Source organism: Candidatus Poriferisodalis sp., assembly GCF_965208555.1.
GTDB lineage: Bacteria > Actinomycetota > Acidimicrobiia > Acidimicrobiales > Poriferisodalaceae > Poriferisodalis.
The window spans coordinates 3,473,596-3,493,336 of the sequence record NZ_OZ242342.1 but is presented as its reverse complement, the minus strand read 5'-3'; the positions used below and the strand labels follow the sequence as shown (position 1 = coordinate 3,493,336).

The following is a 19,741-nucleotide window of genomic DNA, read 5'->3' as shown; positions in this document are numbered from 1 at the left end:
ACGCTACCGTTCGCCCAGCAGTTCTTCCACGCCGTCCAGCACCTCGGAGATCACGCCCAGCCGGCGGGCAGGATCGGGCGCACACAGCATGCTGTGGCGATCGAACGGCCCGGCGGGCACCAGCGATGCCAGCTGGAACGACCATGCGGATGCCTCAACCGTTGCCATGGCGAGCTGCGCGAGCTGATCGTCGATGGCAGCCGATTCGGCCGCGGTAGCTCCCATCGCCCCGATCTCCGACGCACGTGCGCGCAAGCGGCGCAGCCGAGCCACCATCGCCGTGCGCTCGCGGGCGGGGATCTCGGCGGGATCGTCGGGCCAGTCAGCGGTCAACGCCCGCGGATAGGGATCGTCCTGTAGCCACTCGACTACTCGGATCCGACGATCGCCAGTGGCGAGCATCACCCAGCGTCCATCAGGCAGTTCCCGGTATTGGGCGATGACGGCCAGGCAACCCACACCGGCGCGCACATCGCCGCCGCCCACCTCGCTGCCACGTTCGATCATCACGACGCCGAACGGCTCATCGTCGCCAGTGCACCGTCGAGCCAACTCCCGGTACCGGGGCTCGAAGATGTGCAACGGCAGTGCAGCCCCAGGCAGCAGCGGCGACCCGAGCGGGAACATGGGCCGGATCTCAGGCGGGGGCACGGGTCAATGCTCGCAGGGCGGCGGCGTCCCCCACCGGGTACCGCAGAAGCTGGCCGGCCAATGACTCCTGCAGCTCCAGTCCCAAGCGGCCTTCGGGCGGCACACCGTTCAACAGCTGAGCGAACGTCACCGTCCCGCTGTCGGTTTCGATGAACCCGGCAAGAGCATTCACGCCGGTCAGCAGACCGGTCTTGGCATGCAGTCGGCCCGCTGCAGGATGCTCCGCGAACCGGTGCGAGAGCGTCCCCGAGCGTGCTGCAACGGGCAGGCCCGCCGCAAAGGCACCCTCAGCACCGAAGTGGTCCAGCAGCGCTGCAAGAAAACTGCACGTGGCCATGTTCTGACGATCCAAGCCCGAACCGTCCACCACCGCGGGCCGGGCCTGCTCGGGCAGCAAGTCCGACACGATTCGCTCTGCGGCGGCAGCCCCCGCCGGCGTGGATCCCTCTCCCGCACTGCGCAAGCCGATCTCACGCAGCATCAGCTCCGCAGTGGTGTTGTCGCTCTCGCGCAGCATCTGCTGGATGATCTCCACCAGCGGGGGCGATGTGAGACGGGCGATCTCGGTCATGCCGCTCGGCGCCGCTGACACATCGATCTCGACTTCCACGGAGACACCTCGCACCCGCAGCAGATCCGCGAGCGTGGAGACAAACCAGCGCGCCGGGTGCTCGGCCGCAGACAGCGTGGTGGTGAAGCCGGTGATGCCGTCGTTCAGGTTCAAAGCGGACAGCGGGCCGCTGTTGAGCTGGGTGATGTAGCGCTGCGGCCACGTCTCGGGGAATCGCGTCGTGTCGTAGCGAGATTCGTCGGCAATGAGGTTGCCTCTCAGCGTCTCGATGCCAAGCCCAACGAGGTCGTCGGCGAGGTCTTCCATCGCCGTGCGCAGCTGCGGCTGGCGTCGATGCGAATCTGCGTAGGACTGGGTCATGATCAGCGGATCGCCGCCCCCTACAACCCATACCGTGCCATCGAGAACGCCGTCGACGATCTCGGCATCGGTCAGTACCCGTGTGACGAGGCGTTCGTCGGGGTCAACAACCGCCAGCGCCGCCGCCGCAGTGATGAGCTTTTGCACCGACGCCGGGATCACAGGCTCGGCGCTGCTGGAGTACACCTCGATGCCGTCGATCCAGACCGCGAGGCAGTGCGGCTGAGGCCAATCGGAGCTGAACGCTGCCATCTCGTTGCCGATGTGGTGCTGCTGCGCCGCCCGCCACAGCGCGCTGGGGGCGCGCTCGGCACGCAGCAGTGGCGACGTCGACGGCCCCGGTGCCGTTCCGGCGGCGTCATCGGGCACTGGTGCCAACACGGGAGTGCGCAGAGACGCCGCGTAGTCCTGAGCATCGGCGGCTGATGAATTCATGCGCACGGCCGCCACGGTGGGCAGCAGACCTGCCGCTGCGGTCAGCAACGCCAGCACCGCCGTGCGCAGGGGTCTCACGTCACCCGGGAAGAGCCGTCGTCGAAGGCATTGCTGTGCCCCTGCGCAGCGCCGAGTGCCGCGGAGAGCTCGCCTGCTTGAGAGGGCACGATTCTCGGGCGGGACGTCGGCGAGCGGCCGATGAGCAGCGCAGCCAGATGCGCTTCGGTGGGTTGCGCCAGGAGGTCCCAGTCTTCGCTGAGGCCGCCGCCGATCACCACCATTTCAGGATCGGTCAGGATGCACAGATTCGAGATGCCAAGCGCCAGCCAGTAGGCGAACTCATCCAGCACTTCGAGTGCCGGCGGGTCTCCCCGACGCGCTGCGGCGGTGGCCGCTGGGCCGCTTGCGTCATGGCCGAGCCGTTCGGCAGCCATCCGGTCCAGCGCGGAACCGGATGCGTACATCTCCCAGCATCCCTGACGCCCGCACGCGCACTCGCGGCCGCCGGCCTCGACGATCATGTGCCCGGGCTCTCCCGCGAGCCCTCCCGAGCCCCGTAACACTTCGCCGTCCAGCATGAACGCGCCGCCGATGCCGGTGCCGAGCGACACCATGACGCCGTCGCGGATGCCGCGCGCTGCCCCTGAGGCCAGCTCCCACCGGGCGGCGCAGTTCACCTCATTGTCCAGGAACACGGGCAGGCCCACCATCTCGCTGAGACCCGATCCGATGTCTGCGCCGTCGACGCCGACGACGTTGGGCGAGACCGTCACGCGGCCGTCGGTGGTGATCAGGCCAGCCATCCCGACACCGACCGAGACCACGTCCGCGTCGCTGCCGAGTTGCGCCACCATGTCGGCGAGCGCGTCCAGCAGCGGCTCGGCGCCGTGGGGCGTCGGCTCGCGCAGGGTCCGCTGCAGCTCGCCGTCGACATCGGTGGCCACGCCGAAGATCTTCGTGCCGCCGACGTCGAATCCGAGATGCAATTCCGAGGTCACTGCGCCGGCAGCGTGGTCGCCGTCCGGCGCGTCGGCTGCCATCGACGCTGCGACACCCGCTCGAGGGCGCCGCAGTCCCACATGTGTCTGTCTTGGATCAGAGCTTTCCCAGGATCGACGAGCAGCTCGAGACGTCGACGCCGCCGCCTTCCTCGACCTCGAGCGCTGTCACGGTGCCGTCGGTGATCACCGCGGCGTACCGACGCGACCTCATGCCCAACCCGAAGCCCGAGCCGTCCATGACGAGACCCATGGCCTCGGCGAACTCGCCGTTGCCGTCGGCGGCCATCTCGATGCCTTCTGCGCCCTGCGCCTGCGCCCACGCGCCCATCGTCCAGGCGTCGTTCACCGAGACGCAGACGATCTTGTCGACGCCCTTGCCCGCCAGCTCGGCTGCGCCTTCGACGTATCCCGGCAAATGGACGTTGCTGCACCCCGGGGTGAAGGCGCCCGGCACGCCGAAGAGCACCACCTTGCCGCTGCCCAGCATCGCACTGGACTGGACCGGCGCCGGCATGCCGCCCTCGTCCAGTACTCGCAGTGTCACATCGGGAATCTGGTCACCGACCTCAATCGCCATTGGTTCGCTCCGTCCCTGTTCTCGGTGTATGGAACATGTGGCTCGCAGCGTATCCGCGCCGCTGGTTTGCGCTCTGATCTGCTCCGGGCGATCCTGCTCTGGGCGGCCCTGTTCAGGGCGGCGGCGGTCGGGTGCCGTCGTCACCATCCGCAGCCGGCACCCGCACGCTCTCGATCCAGCGCAGCAGGTCGGCGTAGGTGGAGGCCGAGGGCAGGTCCGGATTCGCCTCGGCCACCGCCTGAGGGCAGCGGAACAGGCTCGCCACGTCGGCTGCCCTCAGCATCGTGAGATCGTTGTAGGAGTCGCCGACCGCGGTCACGTGGTAGTTCAGCGAGCGGTACGCCTCCACGGCGCGCCGTTTGGCGTCGTCCGCCCGACGCCGCCACCCGGCCAGGCGGCCGTCGATCACGTCGAGCCGGTGGCACAGCAGATGCGGGTAGTCCATCAGCTCCAGGAAGTGATCGTCGAACTGCTCGAACGTGTCCGACAGCAGCACCACCACCCAACGCCGCCGGAGCTCGTCGAGGAACTCCCGCGCACCGTCCAGCAGGGGCAGCCCGGCGATCACGTCGCGGATCTGATCGAGCGACACGTCATGGGCGTTGAGCACGTCGATCCGGTACCGCATGAGTGCGTCGTAGTCCGGTTCGTCACGGGTCGTGCGCCGCAGCTCGTCAATGCCGGTGCGCTCAGCCACCGCTATCCAGATCTCCGGCGTCAGGACGCCTTCCATGTCCAACGCAATGAGCCTCTGCACGAGCGCCGATTCTCGCACGCAACGGATAATCACCCACGCCACTAGGGTCAACGACGAGGAGGCTCACCATGCCGAAGCCCACAAAGATGGCTCATTGCGTGTTTCGCACCGATGACATCGGGGCAGTGCGCGACTGGTGGTGCACGGTGCTGGATGCGCGGGTCGTCCACGAGAACGAGTTCATCTGCTTCATCTCCTATGACGACGAGCACCATCGGATGGCATTCGTCAACCGCGGTCAGCCTGGCCGCTACGAGTCGCGCAGCGGCACCCTGGAGCACATCGCATACACCATGGGCAGCTTCGGCGACCTCATGGACCACTACGAGCGGCTGCGGGCCGAGGGCATCCTGCCGGTGCGCACCATCAACCACGGCCCGACTACCTCCATGTACTACGCCGATCCCGACGGCAACGGAGTGGAGTTCCAAGTCGAGAACTTCGCCACGATGGCTGAATGCATCGAGTTCATGAATGGGCCGGTGTTCGCGGAGAACCCCATCGGTGTGCTGTTCGACGCCGACGTGCTGCTTGAGCGATTCCGCCGCGGCGATCCGCTCGCGGAGCTAGTGCAGCAGGGTTCTGCACCAGCTGCTTGACACCCCTCGAAGGCATCTGGTGAGCACGATGGTCCATCGCAACGTCTACATGACCGACGAGCTGCAGGCGATCTATGACCAGACGGTCGCCTTCGTCGCCAACGAGGTCACGCCGCTGGGCGATGCCTGGGAAGAGGCCGGCCAAGTGCCTCGCGAGATCTACAAGCGCATGGGCGAGCTCGGGATGTTCTCGCTGCGGGTGCCCGAACGGTGGGGCGGGCTGGGCCTCGGACCGCTTGCGTCTGCGACGTTCGCCGAAGCGCTCGGCACTTCCACCTACGCAGGCTTCGAGGCGAACATCTTGGTGCACACCGACATGGCGCTGCCGCACCTGCTCAACGCAGGTTCTGACGCGCAGCTCGAACGCTGGCTGCCGTCGATCCAGTCCGGCGACACCATGATGTGCATCGGCGTGACCGAGCCCGATGCGGGATCCGACGTGGCGGGACTGCGCACGACCGCGGTGCCCGACGGAGACGGGTGGCGTCTCAACGGCACCAAGACGTTCATTACCGGTGCTGTCTACGGCGACGTGATCGCACTGGCAGCGCGCACAAATCCCGATGACCGCTACGGAATCTCCATGTTCCTGGTTCCGACCAGCGCGGAAGGGTTCGAAGTCGCCAACAGGCTGGACAAGCACGGCTGGCGCTGCTCGGACACCGCTGAACTCGTGCTGACTGACGTGTGGCTTCCCGGCGATCACCTGCTCGGCGAGGTGCACCGGGGCTTCTATGCCGCCATGGCCAACTTCCAGAACGAGCGGATGGTCATCGTGGGCATGGGCATCGGCGCCGCGCAGGTCGCGATCGATCTCACCAACGCCTACACCCAGCAGCGCAAGGCGTTCGGCGGCTCGCTCTACGAGCTCGGCGCCATCCGCCAACGCATGGCCATGAATCAGGCCAAGGTCGATGCCGCCCGCGCCTCCATGTACCACGCTGCCTGGCTGGCCGAGCAGGGCATCGATGCCACCAAGGAGATGTCAGGCGTCAAAGCCTTCGGCGCCGAGGTCGTCAACCAGGTCATGTACGACTGCGTGCAGTTCCACGGCGGCCTCGGCTACATGCGCGAGTCGACCATCGAGCGCATGTACCGCGACGCCCGCATCCTGCCGATCGGCGGCGGCGCCACTGAAGTCATGCTCGAAGAGGTTGCCAAGCGCAGCTACGTCGACAGCTAGCGCGACTCCAGCCAGTCCCGTACCGCACCGGCGAAACGGGCAGCAGGCGCGCCGTCGAAGGCCCGGTGATCCCAGGTCAGCGAGAGGGTCAGTACCGGGCGAGCTGCCGGCACATCGTCTGTCCAGACGGTCTCGTCGCGGATGCGGCCCACGCCCAAGATCGCGGTGTTCGGCGAGTTGATGATCGGCGTGAATGCGTCCACGCCGAACATGCCCAGCGCGGTCACCGTGAACGTGCCGTCCTGGTAGTCGTCATAACCGAGCGAGCCGTTACGTGCGCCCTCGGCAAGGCGGGTGGTCTCGGCTGCGATCTCGCCGAGGCTGAGACGGTCAGCGTTGCGCACAACCGGCACGAGCAACCCATCGTCGAGCGCGACGGCGAGCCCGATGTGAATGTCACCCAAGAGCGCAACGGCATCGTCGGTGACCTGGGAGTTCACCCGTGGATAGGCGTGCAGCGCCGCAGCGGCCGCCGCCACCACATAGTCGGTGTAGCCCGGCACCTCTGCTCGCACCGATTCTGATGCCCGAGCGCCGTCGCCAGCGTCGCCCCCGCGAGCAGCCTCGACAAGTGCCGCCCGTTCCGCCACCACAGCGCTCATGTCAACGTCCATCGTGAGCGTCAGCTGCGCCATCGAATGAAGGGAGGCGCTCATGCGTTCAGCGATCACGCCCCGCATCCCTCGCAGCGGAATCTGCTCGGTCGGCGTCTGTGTGAGCGGGGCCGAGGCCGGTCCCGGAGTCGCATCCGCCGCCTGGCTCGGGGGCTCGGCCCTCTCGGACGCGGAGGTCAGGCTGGACAGCAGTTTCCTGACGTAGGCGGCCACGTCCGCCCGCGAAATGCGCCCGTCTGCAGCGCTGGCGTGCACGGCACCGAGGTCCGCGCCGAGCAGGTCAGCGAGCTGGCGCGCTGCGAAAGTCGCCGGCGGCGCCATCGATGTATCCGGTCGGTGTGCAGCTAGGCGGGATCCAGCAGCCGGCTGCGCCGGTTGCGATGCTGCCGGAGCCTCACTCGCCGCTCGCACATCACGGTCGGTGATGCGGCCGTTGGGACCGGTCCCGGCAACCGCAGCAAGCTCGACGCCGAGTTCGCGGGCCAGCCGCTTGGCTGCCGGTGACGCCAGAATGCGCTCGCCGGGCGCACGAGCCGGCGCCGCCGGAGCTGGCTGCGGCGACGGTCGAGAAGCCAGACCGGCTGCTGCGGGCGCGGGCGCCGCGGCCGGCGCCGACTCGAGAGCCGGCGGTGTCTCACCGGCCCCCAGAAACCAGCCGATCCGAACCCCGCAGGCGTACTCCTCGCCTACCTCACCGGTCTGAGCCAGCATCCCGCTGCCCGAGGCCTCGATCTCGGTCTCGACCTTGTCTGTCTCCACCAGCAGCACGGCCTGCCCTGCGGTGACTTCGGCACCGTCCGGAACCAGCCACCGCAGAATCGTCCCCGACTCCATCGTCAGGCCCAGCTTCGGCATCGCAAACTCGGTGGCCATCGATGTCCCCTCGCTCAGCGACCGGCAGTCGCAGGGCCGAAGGGGTAGCGCCGTCGCTGCGCCATCGCAACTGCGGCGCCCACATCGATCAGCTGTGGACCATCCGGATTGACCGTGACAGTTGCCCGCTGGCGAGGCCCGAGAACGATCTCGCGCTCACCGTCGAGCGTCAGAACGCCGGGACCGGACAGCATGACCGGCTGGCCGAAACGCAGCATTTCGCAGTGGGCGATGTCGAGGTCGGAGTAGCTGCCGGGCATCACGGCCGCCCGGATGTGCCTGCCTCGCTGTATGCCCTGTGCATCGCGGGAGGCACATTCCAAGCCGACATGCACCCCGCCGGCATCGCGCCGCCCCACAGGCGCAACGGCCGCAGCGATGGCCGACAGCCCAACCGATTGCGGTTCAGCAACAGCAGCAACGATCTCGCTTACCGATGCCGAGTCCCAGACGGCGCGTGCCCCCACGAACGCTCCCCGCACCAAGCACACGTCGACGAGCGCCACGTCGGCATGACGGGTCCCTTCGATCGCAACATCGATGATCTTCGACCGTGACGTCACATCCGCTGCGGCGAGCTGGTTGCTTGCCACCGCTCCCGCGGCAAAACCGGCCACGGTGGCTTCCATCTGCAGCGGGAAAACGTTGTTGGTGCCGACCGCCAGCGGCACCAACGGTACATCTCGCCATCCTTTGGCGACATCACGCTGGGTGCCGTCGCCGCCGAGCGCAATCACCGCCCCCACGCCCCTCTCGCGAAATTCTGAGGCGGCCATCTGGGAGTCGCGGCCGTTGTGCCAGCCGTATGGCTCGAAGACCTGCACGCCTGGGGCGACGTCGAGACCCGCCACGGCTCGCTCCCCGAGCCGTGCCCGGTCGCCGCTGATCATCACCTGCCCGGCGCCGCCCTCGAATGCGCCCACGACAGCACGGCGGATGACGCCGATCTTGACCGCATCCGATACCGGTGTCGCACCCGAGGTGAGGCGCCGGACATCTTTGCCGGCCAGAGGATTGGCGACGATGCCGACCACGTAGCCGGCAGCTTCGCTCACGCGGCTGCGAGTGCTCGGATCCGCTCGCCGATCATCTCGGCGTTGGGCACCCATTCGGACTCGAGCGCGGGACTGAAGGGCACCGGGCTGAACGGTGCGCCGACGCGCTCGATCGGAGCATCGAGATAGTCGAAGGCCTCCTCGGCAATCTGGGACGCGATCTCGCCGCCGAGACCGCCGAACCGGACCGCCTCGTGCACGACTGCAACACGGTTCGTCCGGCGAGCCGACGCGATCACCGTGTCGATGTCCAGCGGCTGCAGCGTCCGCAGATCGATCACGTCGCACTCGATGCCCTCTGTCGCGAGGGTCTTCGCTGCCGAAGTCGCCTCATGCACCATGCGGCCGTAGGTCACCACGGTGATGTCGTCGCCGGACCTCACCGTGCTGGCCGAGCCCAAGGAGATCTCGTACAGGTCCTCGGGCACGTCACCCTTGAGACCCAGCAGGCGCTTGTGCTTCACGAACACGGTGGGGTTGTCGTCGCGAATGCACGATATGAGCAGCCCTTTCGCGTCGTAGGGATTCGACGGCATCACCACCTTGAGGCCCGGGATGTGGCACAGCATCGCCTCGAGGCTCTGGCTGTGCTGTGCCGCTGCCGACAACCCGGCACCAGCGCTCGTCGTGATCGTCATCGGCAGTGTGGCCTTGCCGCCGAACATGTACTTCAGCTTCGCCGCCTGGTTCACGATCTGGTCCATGGCCACGAGGATGAAGTCCATGAACATCAGGTCGACGACCGGGCGCAGGCCGCTCACCGCCGCGCCGGTGCCGAGCCCCACGATGGCCTGCTCGCTGATCGGCGTGTCCACCACGCGCAGGTCGCCGAAGCGCTCGTTCAGCCCGCGGAACGAGCCGAAGACTCCCCCGGCGCGCCCCACGTCCTCACCGGCCACGAACACGTTCGGGTCGGCTTCCATCATCTGAGCGAGACCTTCGGTGAAGGCTGCCCCGTAGGCGATGCTTCGCTCGGCAGTATCGGTCGTCTGATTCATGACGAGGCTCCTGAATACGCGGACGGGGTATAGACATCGACCAGCAGGCTGTCGGGGTCAGGCAACGGGCTCTCTTCGGCGAAGGCGATTGCGCCTTCGATGTCGGCTTCCGCTGCGTCGTGCACCGCTTGGGCGCCGTCAGCGTCCAGCACGCCGGCGGCCGCGAGCCGATGCTCGAACAGATCGATCGGGTCCCGCTGCTTCCACTGCTCGAGCTCGTCATCGGAGCGGTACTTCATCCCGAGCGTCTGCACGCCGTGGTGGTTGTAGAAGCGGTAGGTCTTGGCCTCGATGAACGAGGGCCCCTCGCCCCGGCGGGCCCGGCCCACGGCCTCGTTGGCCGCTTCCCACACGGCGACCACGTCCATGCCGTCCACGATCGCCCCGGGCATGCCGTAGCCGGCTGCGCGGTCCACCACGTCGGTGATGGCCATGGTGCGATCACGCGGCGTGAACTCGCCGTACTCGTTGTTCTCGCACACGAACAGGACCGGCAGCGACAACGCAGCCGCCATGTTCGCCGCCTCGTGGAAGGCACCGATATTCGAAGCGCCGTCGCCGAAGAACACCACCGAGACCCGATCGTTCCCGCGGTATTTGTTGGCGAATCCGGCGCCCACGGCGATCGGGACGCCGCCCCCCACGATGCCGTTCGCACCGAGCATGCCCAGATCGAGGTCGCAGATATGCATGGAGCCGCCCTTGCCCCCGCAGTAGCCAGTGGCCTTGCCCATCAGCTCCGCCATCATCCCGCCGTAGTCGCCTCCCTTGGCCACCAAGTGCCCGTGACCCCGGTGGGTCGAGCTGATCTGGTCGTCGTCGTCGAGGTTGGCGCACACGCCGGCGGCCACGGCCTCCTCACCCACATACAGGTGCAGGAAGCCGGGCAGGCGGTTCTGCTCGGCGAGCCGGCCAGCGGCTTCCTCGAAGTGGCGGATGCGCACCATGCGCCGGTGCAGATCCAGCAGTACTTCTGGACTCGGATCCATGCGTGACCCCCTCTGCCGAGCTCTGGCCCGGCTCAGACTAGTTCTGGGCCGTCGCGCAGGTCCGCGTAGGGTGGCCCGGTGGCTCCTGAACAAGATGCACACACGACTTCGGACCCTCGTTCGATTCATCCCGCAGACGGTCCCGATCCCGGCATCGGGCGCGGCGGCCTGCGCTCAGCGGCCTGGTTCGACATCGAGGGCGACCCGCTCATGTCGGCGCTCTACCTCGAGCGCTACGCCAACTACGGGTTGACACGCGAAGAGCTCCAGTCGGGCAAGCCGATCATCGGCATCGCCCAGACCGGCTCAGACCTGTCGCCGTGCAACCGGCACCACCTCGAGCTCGCCAAAAGGGTGCGCGAGGGCATACGCGAGGCCGGCGGCATCGCCTTCGAGTTCGGCGTGCACCCCATCCAGGAGACCGGAAAGCGTCCCACGGCTGCGCTCGACCGCAACCTCGCGTATCTGGGCCTCGTCGAGGTGCTGCAGGGATATCCCCTCGACGGCGTGGTGCTCACGATCGGCTGCGACAAGACCACCCCCGCCTGCCTGATGGCAGCTGCGACCGTCAACCTGCCGGCCATCGCCCTGTCGGTCGGGCCGATGCTGAACGGCTGGCACGAGGGCCGCCGGACCGGCTCGGGCACCGTCGTGTGGAAGGCCCGAGAGCTGTACGCGGCCGGCGAGATCGACGATGCGGGATTCATCGATCTGGTGGCCTCCTCAGCTCCGTCAGTGGGCTACTGCTCCACGATGGGCACAGCCACCACGATGAACTCGCTGGCCGAAGCGCTGGGCATGCAGCTGCCAGGCTCGGCAGCCATCCCCGCCCCGTACCGGGAACGGGCACAGGCGGCATACCGCACGGGCTTGCGCATCGTCGAGATGGTGCGGGAGGATCTTCGACCGTCCGACATCATGACCCGGGAGGCATTCGAGAACGCCATCGTCGTGAACTCTGCCATCGGCGGCTCGACCAACGCCCCGATCCATCTGAATGCGATCGCCGCTCACCTCGGCGTGCCGCTCGACAATGACGATTGGCAGAAACACGGCTACGCAGTGCCATTGCTGGTGAACCTGATGCCCGCCGGGGAGTATCTGGGCGAGGACTACCACCACGCCGGCGGTGTGCCAGCCGTGGTCGGCGAGCTGATGCGAGCCGGGCTGCTGCCGCACCCCGAGGCGCTGACCGCCAACGGCCGCGGCATCGGCGAGAACTGCGCCGATGCCGCGATCATGGATACGGACGTGATCCGCGCAGTCGGCGAACCGCTTCTGGCCGACGCGGGCTTCATCAACCTGTCGGGCAATCTCTTCGACAGCGCCATCATGAAGACCAGCGTCATCTCCGACGAGTTCCGCCAGCGCTACCTGTCCAATCCCGACGATCCCGATGCCTTCGAAGGCCGCGCCATCGTCTTCGACGGACCGGAGGACTATCGGGCCAACATCGACAACCCCGAACTCGGCATCGACGAGCACTGCATGCTGTTCGTGCGCGGGACGGGCCCAGTGGGGTACCCCGGCGGCGCCGAGGTGGTCAACATGCAGCCTCCGGCAGCGCTGCTGGTGCGGGGCGTCCACTCGCTGCCATGCATCGGCGACGGTCGCCAGTCCGGCACGTCGGGCTCGCCGTCGATCCTGAACGCAGCTCCCGAGGCAGCCGTGGGCGGTGGCCTGGCGCTGCTGCGCACGGGCGACCGCGTCCGCATCGACCTACGGCGCGGCAGCGCCGACATGCTGGTGGACGACGCCGAGCTGGCACGGCGTCGCGCCGAGCTGGACGACGTCGGCGGCTACCCCGTGCCGCCCTCGCACACCCCGTGGCAGGAGATCCAGCGTTCGATCGTCACCCAGTTCGACGAAGGCATGGTGCTGCGTCCGGCGGTCAAGTACCGGGACACTGCTCGTACCCATGGCACACCTCGGCACAACCACTAACAGCCGGTTGACGGCGCTCAACGAGCCCCGGACACCTCAGCGATGATCTGGGCACTGCTGGCGCTGCTGGCAGGTCTCGTGCTGCTAGTGGTGGCCGGAGACCACTTCGTCGCGGGAGCATCGCGCCTTGCGACCGCGCTGCGCATGCGCCCCGCAGTGATCGGCGCGGTTGTGCTGGGCTTCGGCACATCCGCTCCCGAGATGGTCGTGTCCGCGCTGGCGTCGATCAATGACAACCCGGCGCTGGGTGTGGGCAACATCGTGGGCTCGAATGTGGCCAACCTCAGCCTCGGCCTCGGTTTGGCGGCGTTGCTGATGCCGATCCCGTTCTCCAACATCGCGCTGCGCCGAGACGTCCCATGGTCGGTAGCAACCGCCGCCGTCTTCGCCCTGCTCGTGATGGACGACTACCTCAGCCGGCTCGAAGGCGGGTTGCTGGCGGCGCTGATGGCGATCACGCTGGCATGGCTGATCCGCACGTCGCGTGATGACGAGCGGCTGCCCGATGCAGGCGGCGCTCCCGGCACGACGGCACGCGACGCCGGGACGGCATGGCGCAATCTGGTGCGAGCGGTCCTGGGCTTGTGCGGCGTGATCCTCGGCGCTCAGCTCGCCGTGGAAGGTGCCATCGCCCTGGCCAAGCACTGGAATCTGAGCGGCGGCTTCATCGGCTTCTCGATCGTGGCCCTCGGTACGTCGCTGCCGGAGGTGGCAACGGTGGTGGCCGCTGCCCGCAAGGGCCATACCGAGCTGATCGTGGGCAACCTGTTCGGCTCCAACGTCTTCAACAGCCTGGCTGTGGGCGGGGCCATGGGTCTCGTGGGCGCCGGTGCCATCGACGACCCGTCGCTGACCGGCCTCGGCATCGGGGCGATGATGGCGGTGGTGCTGCTGGCCTACCTGGGCGCCTTGGTGGGCAAACGTGCCGGGCGCATCGACGGCGTCGCCCTGCTCGCCATCTACATCGCCACCATGATCCTGCTCGGCACCAGTTGAGGCAGGTTCAGTGCGCTGGGTATAGCTGTCGCACGAACGACGGTGCGCACCGCCGCACTTGCTAACGACTGGATGAGGCCAAGCCCCGCTGCCAGATCCACAACAGCACGATGCCGATCGCCGACATGGTCGCCGATGCGTAGAAGGCGCCGACGGTGGCACCGACCATCCACGCCGTGACTCCCAGTATCGGCCCGCCGATTCCCGCCGAGAGCTCGAAGAACATCGTGAAGGTGCTCACGGCTTGCGCGCGTTCGTTGGGCGGCACACCGTCCACCGCAGCCACCATGAGCGCCGGGTAGAGCAGTGATCCGCCCAGAGCCAAGATGACGGTGCCGATATAGAAGCCGGCTTGCGAAACGAACGTGCCCATCACTGCCATTCCCACCGTCGCTCCGATGAGCGCCAACGTTGCTGTGCGCTTGGTTCCTAGCTGGTCGGGCAGCTTCCTTCCGATGACCCGCAGTACGAGTACCAAGATGCCGTAGATGAAGAAGATCGATCCGATGAAGTCCGAACTCCAACCTTGCTGTTCAGCGATCTTGGGCAGGAAGCCCCACAACGCAGGGAAGATGATGATGCCCATCGCAAGGACGACCCCGGGCCACAGGGCCGGCTTGTAGAAGATGCGCCCGGCGTGCTGCGAGGCCGCCGGGGCGCTCGACTCCTGAGGCCCCGGCAGTGAGGAACTTCTGCCGTGTCGACCGACCAATTCGAACACCATCGGCCGAGCCGCTGCAGCAAGACGCTCCCGAAGCGCTAGCGCCCCTGCTGTGCCGTTCACAGGTGGTTCCGGGTCGCCCTGGTTGCGATGCGGTACTTCACCGGGTGAATCGTTGGGCAGCAGACGAGCCACCAAGGCCCCTACCAGCATGAGCCCTCCGGCGACGAGGAACGCTGTGTCGAAGCCGCCGAGCGGCGACCACGTCTCTGCCCAGTCATTGACGGCGACTCCGAACCACGGGCCCAGCGACATGCCGAGGTAGATCGACACCGAGAACCAGCTCAGGGCCTCTCCCCGTCGATGCTCAGGCGCCAAATCGCTGACCAGTGCTGCACTGCCGACAAAAAAGGCGCCCTGGAATCCCCCCGTCAGTAACCGCATGACGAGAAGAACTACGTACGTATCGGCCCAGGCATGCGCAGCGAAGGTCAGTGCGGTGGCAAGACTTCCCACCACGATCAGGTACCTGCGGCCGCGTGAGTCGCCCAGTCGGCCGATCGTCGGCCTCGCAGCGATGGCAGTCACTGCGAAGACGCCGATGACGAAGCCGATAGCCACATCCCCGCCACCGAGCTGAACCGAGACCAGCAGCGTCGTCACCGGCAGCATCGCGGAAAACGACACTGCCGAGAAGAGCGCGCTGACGTTCAGAATCAGGAATGGGGCGCTGAACAGGCGCAAGGGTTCGCCAAGCGGCGAAGCAGCGGCGGGTGCCGCCGTGAACGTTGTCTGCGACATGGCGCCCTGGCTTCGTTGACGCTCAGCCCGGAATTCGATACCGGTGAGCGGGTCCCGGTGCGCCATGCTAGGGGCGATGTTCGAGATGTCGCCGGGAGCTTGCGGCCGATGAGCGACGTGCCGACCGTCGTGCGCGGGGCCTGCCATCACGACTGCCCCGACACGTGCGCCTGGGAGGTGACGGTCCGCGAGGGCGTGGCAGTAAATCTGCGAGGCGATCCGTCCCACCCGTTCACCGACGGCCAACTCTGCCCCAAGGTGAATCCCTTCCTCGACCGCGTCTATCACCCCGACCGGCTGCTGCGGCCGCTCCGGCGAACCGGGCCCAAGGGCGAGGGGCGGTTCGAGCCGATCGGCTGGGATGCCGCGATCGCTGAGATCGCCGAGCGGATCGGCACTGCCGTCTCGCAGCGCGGCGGTGAGACGGTGCTGCCGTACTCGCTCGACGGCACTCAGGGGCTCGTGCAGAAAGGCGTGCTGGCCGATCGGTTCTTCGCAGCGCTCGGGGCTACGCAGCTGAACCGGCACATCTGCGGTGTGACCGCCTGGCATGGCGCCGCCGACGTGCTCGGCATGCCGCTCGGAGCGGACCCCACCGAGATTGCGAGCGCCCGCACCATCGTGCTGTGGGGCACCAACACACTGCTCACCAACCGCCACCTGTGGCCCTATGTGGAGGAGGCGCATCGCAACGGCGCCAGCGTCATCGTCATCGACCCGGTCTCGACGATGACTGCTCGACGGTCCGACTGGCATGTCCAGCCGCGCCCCGGCACCGACGTCGCGCTCGTGCTGGGAATCATCGGAGTGCTGGACCGCGATGACCTCATCGACCCCGAACGTCTGAGCGCAACAACGTCGGGCTGGCCCGAACTGCGAGCCGAAGCGAGAGCGCTCGGCCTCGACGGTGCCGCTTCGATCACCGGTATCGAGAGCGCCGACATCGTCTCGCTGGCCCATCGCATCGCACATCACCAACCCGCGGTGTTGCGTGCGCTCATCGGCATGGAACACCGCGAGCACGGCCAGGACATCCACCGAGCCGTTGCAGCCCTGGCCGCCGTGTCGGGCTCGGGGTACATGCGCTCCACGCAGGTCTATTTCGACACGGCGTTCGCGGACATCGTGCCACCGCCGGGGCCGCAGCGTGTCGTCAACATGTCAGTCCTCGGCGAGGTGCTCACCGACCCCGACCTGGAGCCGCCGGTCACGGTGCTGATGAACTACGGCTGCAACCCTGCTGCCATCACGCCGGACCAGAACCGGGTGGTCGCCGGTCTTGAACGCGACGACCTGTTCACGGTGGTGATCGAGCAGTTCATGACCGACACGGCTCGCTATGCCGACATCGTCCTGCCTACCACCACCCAGATCGAGCATCTCGACCTGATGAACGCGTGGGGCCACCTCTACGTGTCGCTGAACCTGCCGGCGATCGAGCCGCTCGGCGAGTGCATGCCGAACACCGAGATCTTCCGCCGGCTGGCCAGCGCACTGTCGCTCGACGCATCCGGACTTGCCGACAGCGATGAGCAGATAGCGCGGGACTTGCTGGCGAGCGGTCACCCCTGGCTCGACGGCATCACCTACGAACGGCTCCAGCGCGACGGCTGGGCACGGCTGGCAGTGCCTCCGGGCTGGTCGGCGCTCGAAGAGCGGGAGGTTCCCCTTCCGCCGTCCTCGGATGGCGGTGGGCTCGGGATCGCCCGCAAACGTCAGCTTGGCCCGATGCGGCTCGGAGCTTTGCAGTACCGGCCCGCCACTGAGTCCGCCGACGGCAGAGCCGAACTCGCAGAGCGCTACCCGCTCGCGCTCATGTCGCTCAAGCAGCACCAGCGATTCCTCAACAGCCACTACGGCGGGTTCGAGCACCACCTGCCCGATCCGCCTCAACCGCAGCTCGAGATCGGTGCCGCCGACGCTGCGGCACGCGGCATCGCCGACGGCGAACGGGTGCGTGTGTTCAACCACCGCGGCGCACTGTTCGTCACGGCCGCTGTATCGGATCGCCTCCAGCCTGGTCTGGTGACGATGCCCTTCGGCTGGTGGGCGGGCAGCGCCGACGAGCGCACGGTCAACGTGCTCACCAATGCGACGGTCGGCGGCCACGATCCCGATGTCGGTTCGTCCGCATTCCACGACACCCTCGTCGAAGTGGAACCTGCCCCGGACACACAGCAGCTAGCCGATGACTCATCGTCGTAGCCTGCAACGACCATGAACCTCGCTGAGCTGCTCGAGCGATTCCCTCGCGACGACGCCGTTGTGCTCGTCGATCGCTCGGCCACCCCGCCCGAGCAGGTCACCGCATCTGCCCTGCGCGAACGGGCTCTGCGTTGCGGGGCAGGTCTCGCGGCCCGCGGCCTGGCGCCGTTCACCCGCATCGGGCTGCTCGCAGCGAACTGCGGCCAGTACTACGACGTGATGTTCGGCGCTCCGGCGGCGGGGCTGGTCTTCGTGCCGCTCAACACCCGTCTTCCCGCCGAGACCCAGTCCTACATCCTCGACGACGCCGACGTGCAGCTGGTCATCTCCGATGCCGCGCACGCGCCGCTGGTGCCCCCAGACATTCCGCACATCGTCATCGGCACCGCCGAATGGGAGGCCTTGGCAGCCCACGAGCCGTTGAGCGCGGCAGTCGCCGTGGACGGCGACGACATTGCGGTGCAGATCTACACCTCGGGTTCGACCGGGCGGCCCAAGGGCGTGCTGCTGACCCACCGCAACGTCACCTTTACGGTCCTTGAATACGGCGCGGCGATGCCGGGCGAGGTGATGCTGGTCTCGGCCCCGCTGTACCACAAGAACGCTTCGATGTCGTCCAAGCTGGCGTTCGCGAACGGCGGCACGGTGGTGCTCCTCGGGGGATTCACTGCGTCGGGCTACATCGAGGCGATCACCGAGCACAGCGTGACGATGTGCTCGGGCGTACCGACGATGTTCGCTCTCGTCACTGCCGAGATCGCCTCCCGTGTCGCGGCCGGTAACGAGATCCCTGACCTGTCCTCGGTGCAGCGTGCCTTCATCGGCTCGGCTCCGCTCACCGAGGCGCTCTACGACGACGTGCAGCGGCTGCTCCCTCAGGCCGTCGTGTCCAACGGCTACGGCACCACCGAGGCGGTGCTGGAGTTCGGACCGCATCCCGAGGGCAAGCCCAGGCCCAAGATCTCTGTGGGCCATCAGCACCCGAAGGTTGAGCTGCGGCTCGTCGACCCGGACACCGGCGAGGACGCCGACGCCGGCGAGCTGTGGGTGCGCTCGCCCGGCGTCATGACCGGCTACCACAACCTGCCCGACGTCACTGCCGAGCGCCTCACCGACGGCTGGTACCACACGGGCGATCTCATGACCCGTGACGAAGACGGCTGGTACTACTTCGTGGGCCGTGTGGACGACATGTTCGTGTGCGCTGGCGAGAACATCTACCCCGACGCCGTCGAGCAGATGCTCGAGAAGCACCCTGGGGTGCACCAGGCCGTCGTGGTCCCGGTGCCCGACGAGCTGAAGGGCCAGCTGCCGGCTGCCTTCGTGCGTGCCGAGCCCGGCCACACGCTCACGGCCGACGAGGTCAAGCAGCACGCGCTCGCCAATGGCCCTGCCTATGCGCACCCTCGCCACGTCTGGATCGTCGACGAGATCCCGCTGGCCTCGACGGCGAAGATCGACCGCAACGGTCTCGTCAGCCGCGCCGCCGATCTTGTGAAGGCTGACTCCCCCTGAGCGGCGAGCGCCCCACTGCGGAAGACGCAGCACAAGGCACGACGCCGATCCGGACGCTGACACACAACGCACTGAAGATTGCCGACGAGGTCCGGCAGGACTGGGCGACCAAGCGAATCGCCGGCCTGTCAGCAGAGATCGCCTTCTTTGCACTGTTGGGGCTGTTCCCTGCCATCATCGTGTTCGCTGCGCTGCTGGGCTCGCTCGATGTCCTGATCGGCCAGAGCGCGGCATCCGGCACCGAGGATTGGCTGCTCGAGCAGATCAGCAGCACGTTCGGCGATCAGAACACTCTTGACGCCACCGTCGCGGATCTGTTCGACCGCTCCGACGCTCGCGTGGTCACAGTCGGCATCGCCGTGGCCGCCTATGCCGCGTCGAGAGGCTTCATCGCCGTGGTGCGTGCGCTGAACGTCTGCCGCGGGCACCAGGGCACTCGCGGCTGGCTGTCGACCCGTCTGGTGGGATTTGCCCTGACGTTGTTCACCCTGACGGTCGCGGTGGCAGTCGCAGCCATGGTGGTCGTCGGGCCGCTGTTCGGCAGCGGCTCTGAGCTGGCGGATCGGCTGGGTGCGGGGAGCTCATTCAGCACGGCATGGGACTGGCTTCGCTGGCCGCTCGTCGTCATCGCCGTGGTCGCCTGGGCGGCGACCGTGTACCGCATCGCGCCGCTCCACAAGCTGCGATGGCGGCGTGAAGTTCCCGGCGCGCTGCTGGCGACCGCATGGTGGCTCGCCGTCTCGGGAGGCTTCGGCGCCTACCTCAGCCTAGCGTCAGGCGGCGTCAACGCGATCTTCGGCTTGCTGGGAGGTGCCATCAGCCTGCTGCTGTGGCTCTACCTGCTCGCAATGGGATTGCTCGCCGGCGCCGAGTTGAACAGCCTCCTCGACCGCCACCGCCCGCCCCGACACTCCTCAACCGACTGACGCTGCTGTCGCCCGGTCGCGGGGCTGCCC

General features: G+C 67.5%; 17 protein-coding genes. 7 read left to right on the top strand and 10 right to left on the bottom strand.

What is annotated here, in order from left to right:
* Positions 1-3 precede the first annotated feature (3 nt).
* From ACOGXE_RS15940 to thrH, 5 genes are all read right to left on the bottom strand, one after another.
* On the bottom strand, positions 4-651 hold the full coding sequence (locus ACOGXE_RS15940) for an LON peptidase substrate-binding domain-containing protein (protein WP_419931869.1): 648 nt from the start codon (positions 649-651) through the stop codon (positions 4-6).
* Positions 638-2,095, bottom strand: coding sequence for a D-alanyl-D-alanine carboxypeptidase/D-alanyl-D-alanine-endopeptidase (dacB, locus tag ACOGXE_RS15935; RefSeq protein ID WP_419931868.1), 1,458 nt, complete (start codon positions 2,093-2,095; stop codon positions 638-640). The genes ACOGXE_RS15940 and dacB overlap by 14 nt, the downstream gene beginning before the upstream one ends.
* Positions 2,092-3,057: an ROK family protein gene (locus ACOGXE_RS15930; RefSeq protein ID WP_419931867.1), complete on the bottom strand. Its 966-nt coding sequence runs from the start codon at positions 3,055-3,057 to the stop codon at positions 2,092-2,094. Before ACOGXE_RS15930 ends, dacB begins: the two co-directional genes overlap by 4 nt.
* 55 nt (positions 3,058-3,112) lie before the next feature.
* On the bottom strand, positions 3,113-3,595 hold the full coding sequence (locus ACOGXE_RS15925; RefSeq protein ID WP_419931866.1) for a peroxiredoxin: 483 nt from the start codon (positions 3,593-3,595) through the stop codon (positions 3,113-3,115).
* Between the two features lie 112 nt (positions 3,596-3,707).
* On the bottom strand, positions 3,708-4,352 hold the full coding sequence (gene thrH / locus ACOGXE_RS15920; RefSeq protein WP_419931865.1) for a bifunctional phosphoserine phosphatase/homoserine phosphotransferase ThrH: 645 nt from the start codon (positions 4,350-4,352) through the stop codon (positions 3,708-3,710).
* A gap of 68 nt (positions 4,353-4,420) precedes the next feature.
* Between thrH and ACOGXE_RS15915 the strand changes: the two genes are divergently transcribed.
* Both ACOGXE_RS15915 and ACOGXE_RS15910 read left to right on the top strand, forming a co-directional pair.
* Complete coding sequence (locus ACOGXE_RS15915) at positions 4,421-4,951, top strand: VOC family protein (protein ID WP_419931864.1); 531 nt, start codon at positions 4,421-4,423, stop codon at positions 4,949-4,951.
* Between the two features lie 28 nt (positions 4,952-4,979).
* Positions 4,980-6,134, top strand: coding sequence for an acyl-CoA dehydrogenase family protein (locus ACOGXE_RS15910; protein ID WP_419933542.1), 1,155 nt, complete (start codon positions 4,980-4,982; stop codon positions 6,132-6,134).
* Here ACOGXE_RS15910 and ACOGXE_RS15905 read toward each other — a convergent pair.
* From ACOGXE_RS15905 to ACOGXE_RS15890, 4 genes are read right to left on the bottom strand one after another with little or no spacing between them, the layout of a single operon-like run.
* Positions 6,131-7,621, bottom strand: coding sequence for a 2-oxo acid dehydrogenase subunit E2 (locus tag ACOGXE_RS15905; protein ID WP_419931863.1), 1,491 nt, complete (start codon positions 7,619-7,621; stop codon positions 6,131-6,133). The two genes, ACOGXE_RS15910 and ACOGXE_RS15905, sit on opposite strands and share 4 nt — an antisense overlap.
* Positions 7,622-7,635: 14 nt before the next feature.
* Positions 7,636-8,676: an NAD(+)/NADH kinase gene (locus ACOGXE_RS15900; RefSeq protein WP_419931862.1), complete on the bottom strand. Its 1,041-nt coding sequence runs from the start codon at positions 8,674-8,676 to the stop codon at positions 7,636-7,638.
* Positions 8,673-9,674: an alpha-ketoacid dehydrogenase subunit beta gene (locus ACOGXE_RS15895; protein ID WP_419931861.1), complete on the bottom strand. Its 1,002-nt coding sequence runs from the start codon at positions 9,672-9,674 to the stop codon at positions 8,673-8,675. The genes ACOGXE_RS15900 and ACOGXE_RS15895 overlap by 4 nt, the downstream gene beginning before the upstream one ends.
* The gene (locus ACOGXE_RS15890) at positions 9,671-10,663 is read right to left on the bottom strand and encodes a thiamine pyrophosphate-dependent dehydrogenase E1 component subunit alpha (RefSeq protein WP_419931860.1); all 993 of its coding nucleotides are present in this window, start codon (positions 10,661-10,663) and stop codon (positions 9,671-9,673) included. Before ACOGXE_RS15890 ends, ACOGXE_RS15895 begins: the two co-directional genes overlap by 4 nt.
* A gap of 153 nt (positions 10,664-10,816) precedes the next feature.
* Here ACOGXE_RS15890 and ACOGXE_RS15885 point away from each other — a divergent pair, with 153 nt between their 5' ends.
* Both ACOGXE_RS15885 and ACOGXE_RS15880 read left to right on the top strand, forming a co-directional pair.
* Positions 10,817-12,607, top strand: coding sequence for an IlvD/Edd family dehydratase (locus ACOGXE_RS15885; protein WP_419933541.1), 1,791 nt, complete (start codon positions 10,817-10,819; stop codon positions 12,605-12,607).
* Positions 12,608-12,649: 42 nt separating this feature from the next.
* Positions 12,650-13,603, top strand: a complete 954-nt coding sequence (locus ACOGXE_RS15880) for a calcium/sodium antiporter (RefSeq protein ID WP_419931859.1) — start codon at positions 12,650-12,652, stop codon at positions 13,601-13,603.
* 61 nt (positions 13,604-13,664) lie between these two features.
* Here the strand turns inward: ACOGXE_RS15880 and ACOGXE_RS15875 are convergent, their stop codons facing one another.
* Positions 13,665-15,131 (bottom strand): MFS transporter, encoded by a 1,467-nt coding sequence (locus tag ACOGXE_RS15875; RefSeq protein ID WP_419931858.1) that lies wholly within the window; start codon positions 15,129-15,131, stop codon positions 13,665-13,667.
* 42 nt (positions 15,132-15,173) lie between these two features.
* On the opposite strand from ACOGXE_RS15875, the gene ACOGXE_RS15870 reads away from it, so the two are divergent.
* From ACOGXE_RS15870 to ACOGXE_RS15860, 3 genes are read left to right on the top strand one after another with little or no spacing between them, the layout of a single operon-like run.
* Positions 15,174-17,270 carry a molybdopterin-containing oxidoreductase family protein gene (locus ACOGXE_RS15870; protein WP_419931857.1) on the top strand — a complete coding sequence of 699 codons (2,097 nt, stop codon included), beginning with the start codon at positions 15,174-15,176 and terminating at the stop codon, positions 17,268-17,270.
* A 12-nt stretch (positions 17,271-17,282) separates the two neighbouring features.
* Positions 17,283-18,785: a class I adenylate-forming enzyme family protein gene (locus tag ACOGXE_RS15865; RefSeq protein WP_419931856.1), complete on the top strand. Its 1,503-nt coding sequence runs from the start codon at positions 17,283-17,285 to the stop codon at positions 18,783-18,785.
* Entirely contained in the window at positions 18,782-19,711 is a 930-nt protein-coding gene (locus ACOGXE_RS15860; protein WP_419933540.1) for a YihY/virulence factor BrkB family protein, read from the top strand. Before ACOGXE_RS15865 ends, ACOGXE_RS15860 begins: the two co-directional genes overlap by 4 nt.
* Positions 19,712-19,741 lie beyond the last annotated feature (30 nt).

Excerpts from the sequence above, each read along its gene's own strand:
- ACOGXE_RS15930 (WP_419931867.1), bottom strand. The coding sequence starts at position 3,057 with ATGGCAGCCGACGCGCCGGACGGCGACCACGCTGCCGGCGCAGTGACC.
- ACOGXE_RS15925 (WP_419931866.1), bottom strand. The coding sequence starts at position 3,595 with ATGGCGATTGAGGTCGGTGACCAGATTCCCGATGTGACACTGCGAGTA.
- ACOGXE_RS15915 (WP_419931864.1), top strand. The coding sequence starts at position 4,421 with ATGCCGAAGCCCACAAAGATGGCTCATTGCGTGTTTCGCACCGATGAC.
- ACOGXE_RS15910 (WP_419933542.1), top strand. The coding sequence starts at position 4,980 with ATGGTCCATCGCAACGTCTACATGACCGACGAGCTGCAGGCGATCTAT.
- ACOGXE_RS15905 (WP_419931863.1), bottom strand. The coding sequence starts at position 7,621 with ATGGCCACCGAGTTTGCGATGCCGAAGCTGGGCCTGACGATGGAGTCG.
- ACOGXE_RS15895 (WP_419931861.1), bottom strand. The coding sequence starts at position 9,674 with ATGAATCAGACGACCGATACTGCCGAGCGAAGCATCGCCTACGGGGCA.
- ACOGXE_RS15890 (WP_419931860.1), bottom strand. The coding sequence starts at position 10,663 with ATGGATCCGAGTCCAGAAGTACTGCTGGATCTGCACCGGCGCATGGTG.
- ACOGXE_RS15880 (WP_419931859.1), top strand. The coding sequence starts at position 12,650 with ATGATCTGGGCACTGCTGGCGCTGCTGGCAGGTCTCGTGCTGCTAGTG.
- ACOGXE_RS15875 (WP_419931858.1), bottom strand. The coding sequence starts at position 15,131 with ATGGCGCACCGGGACCCGCTCACCGGTATCGAATTCCGGGCTGAGCGT.
- ACOGXE_RS15870 (WP_419931857.1), top strand. The coding sequence starts at position 15,174 with ATGAGCGACGTGCCGACCGTCGTGCGCGGGGCCTGCCATCACGACTGC.
- ACOGXE_RS15865 (WP_419931856.1), top strand. The coding sequence starts at position 17,283 with ATGAACCTCGCTGAGCTGCTCGAGCGATTCCCTCGCGACGACGCCGTT.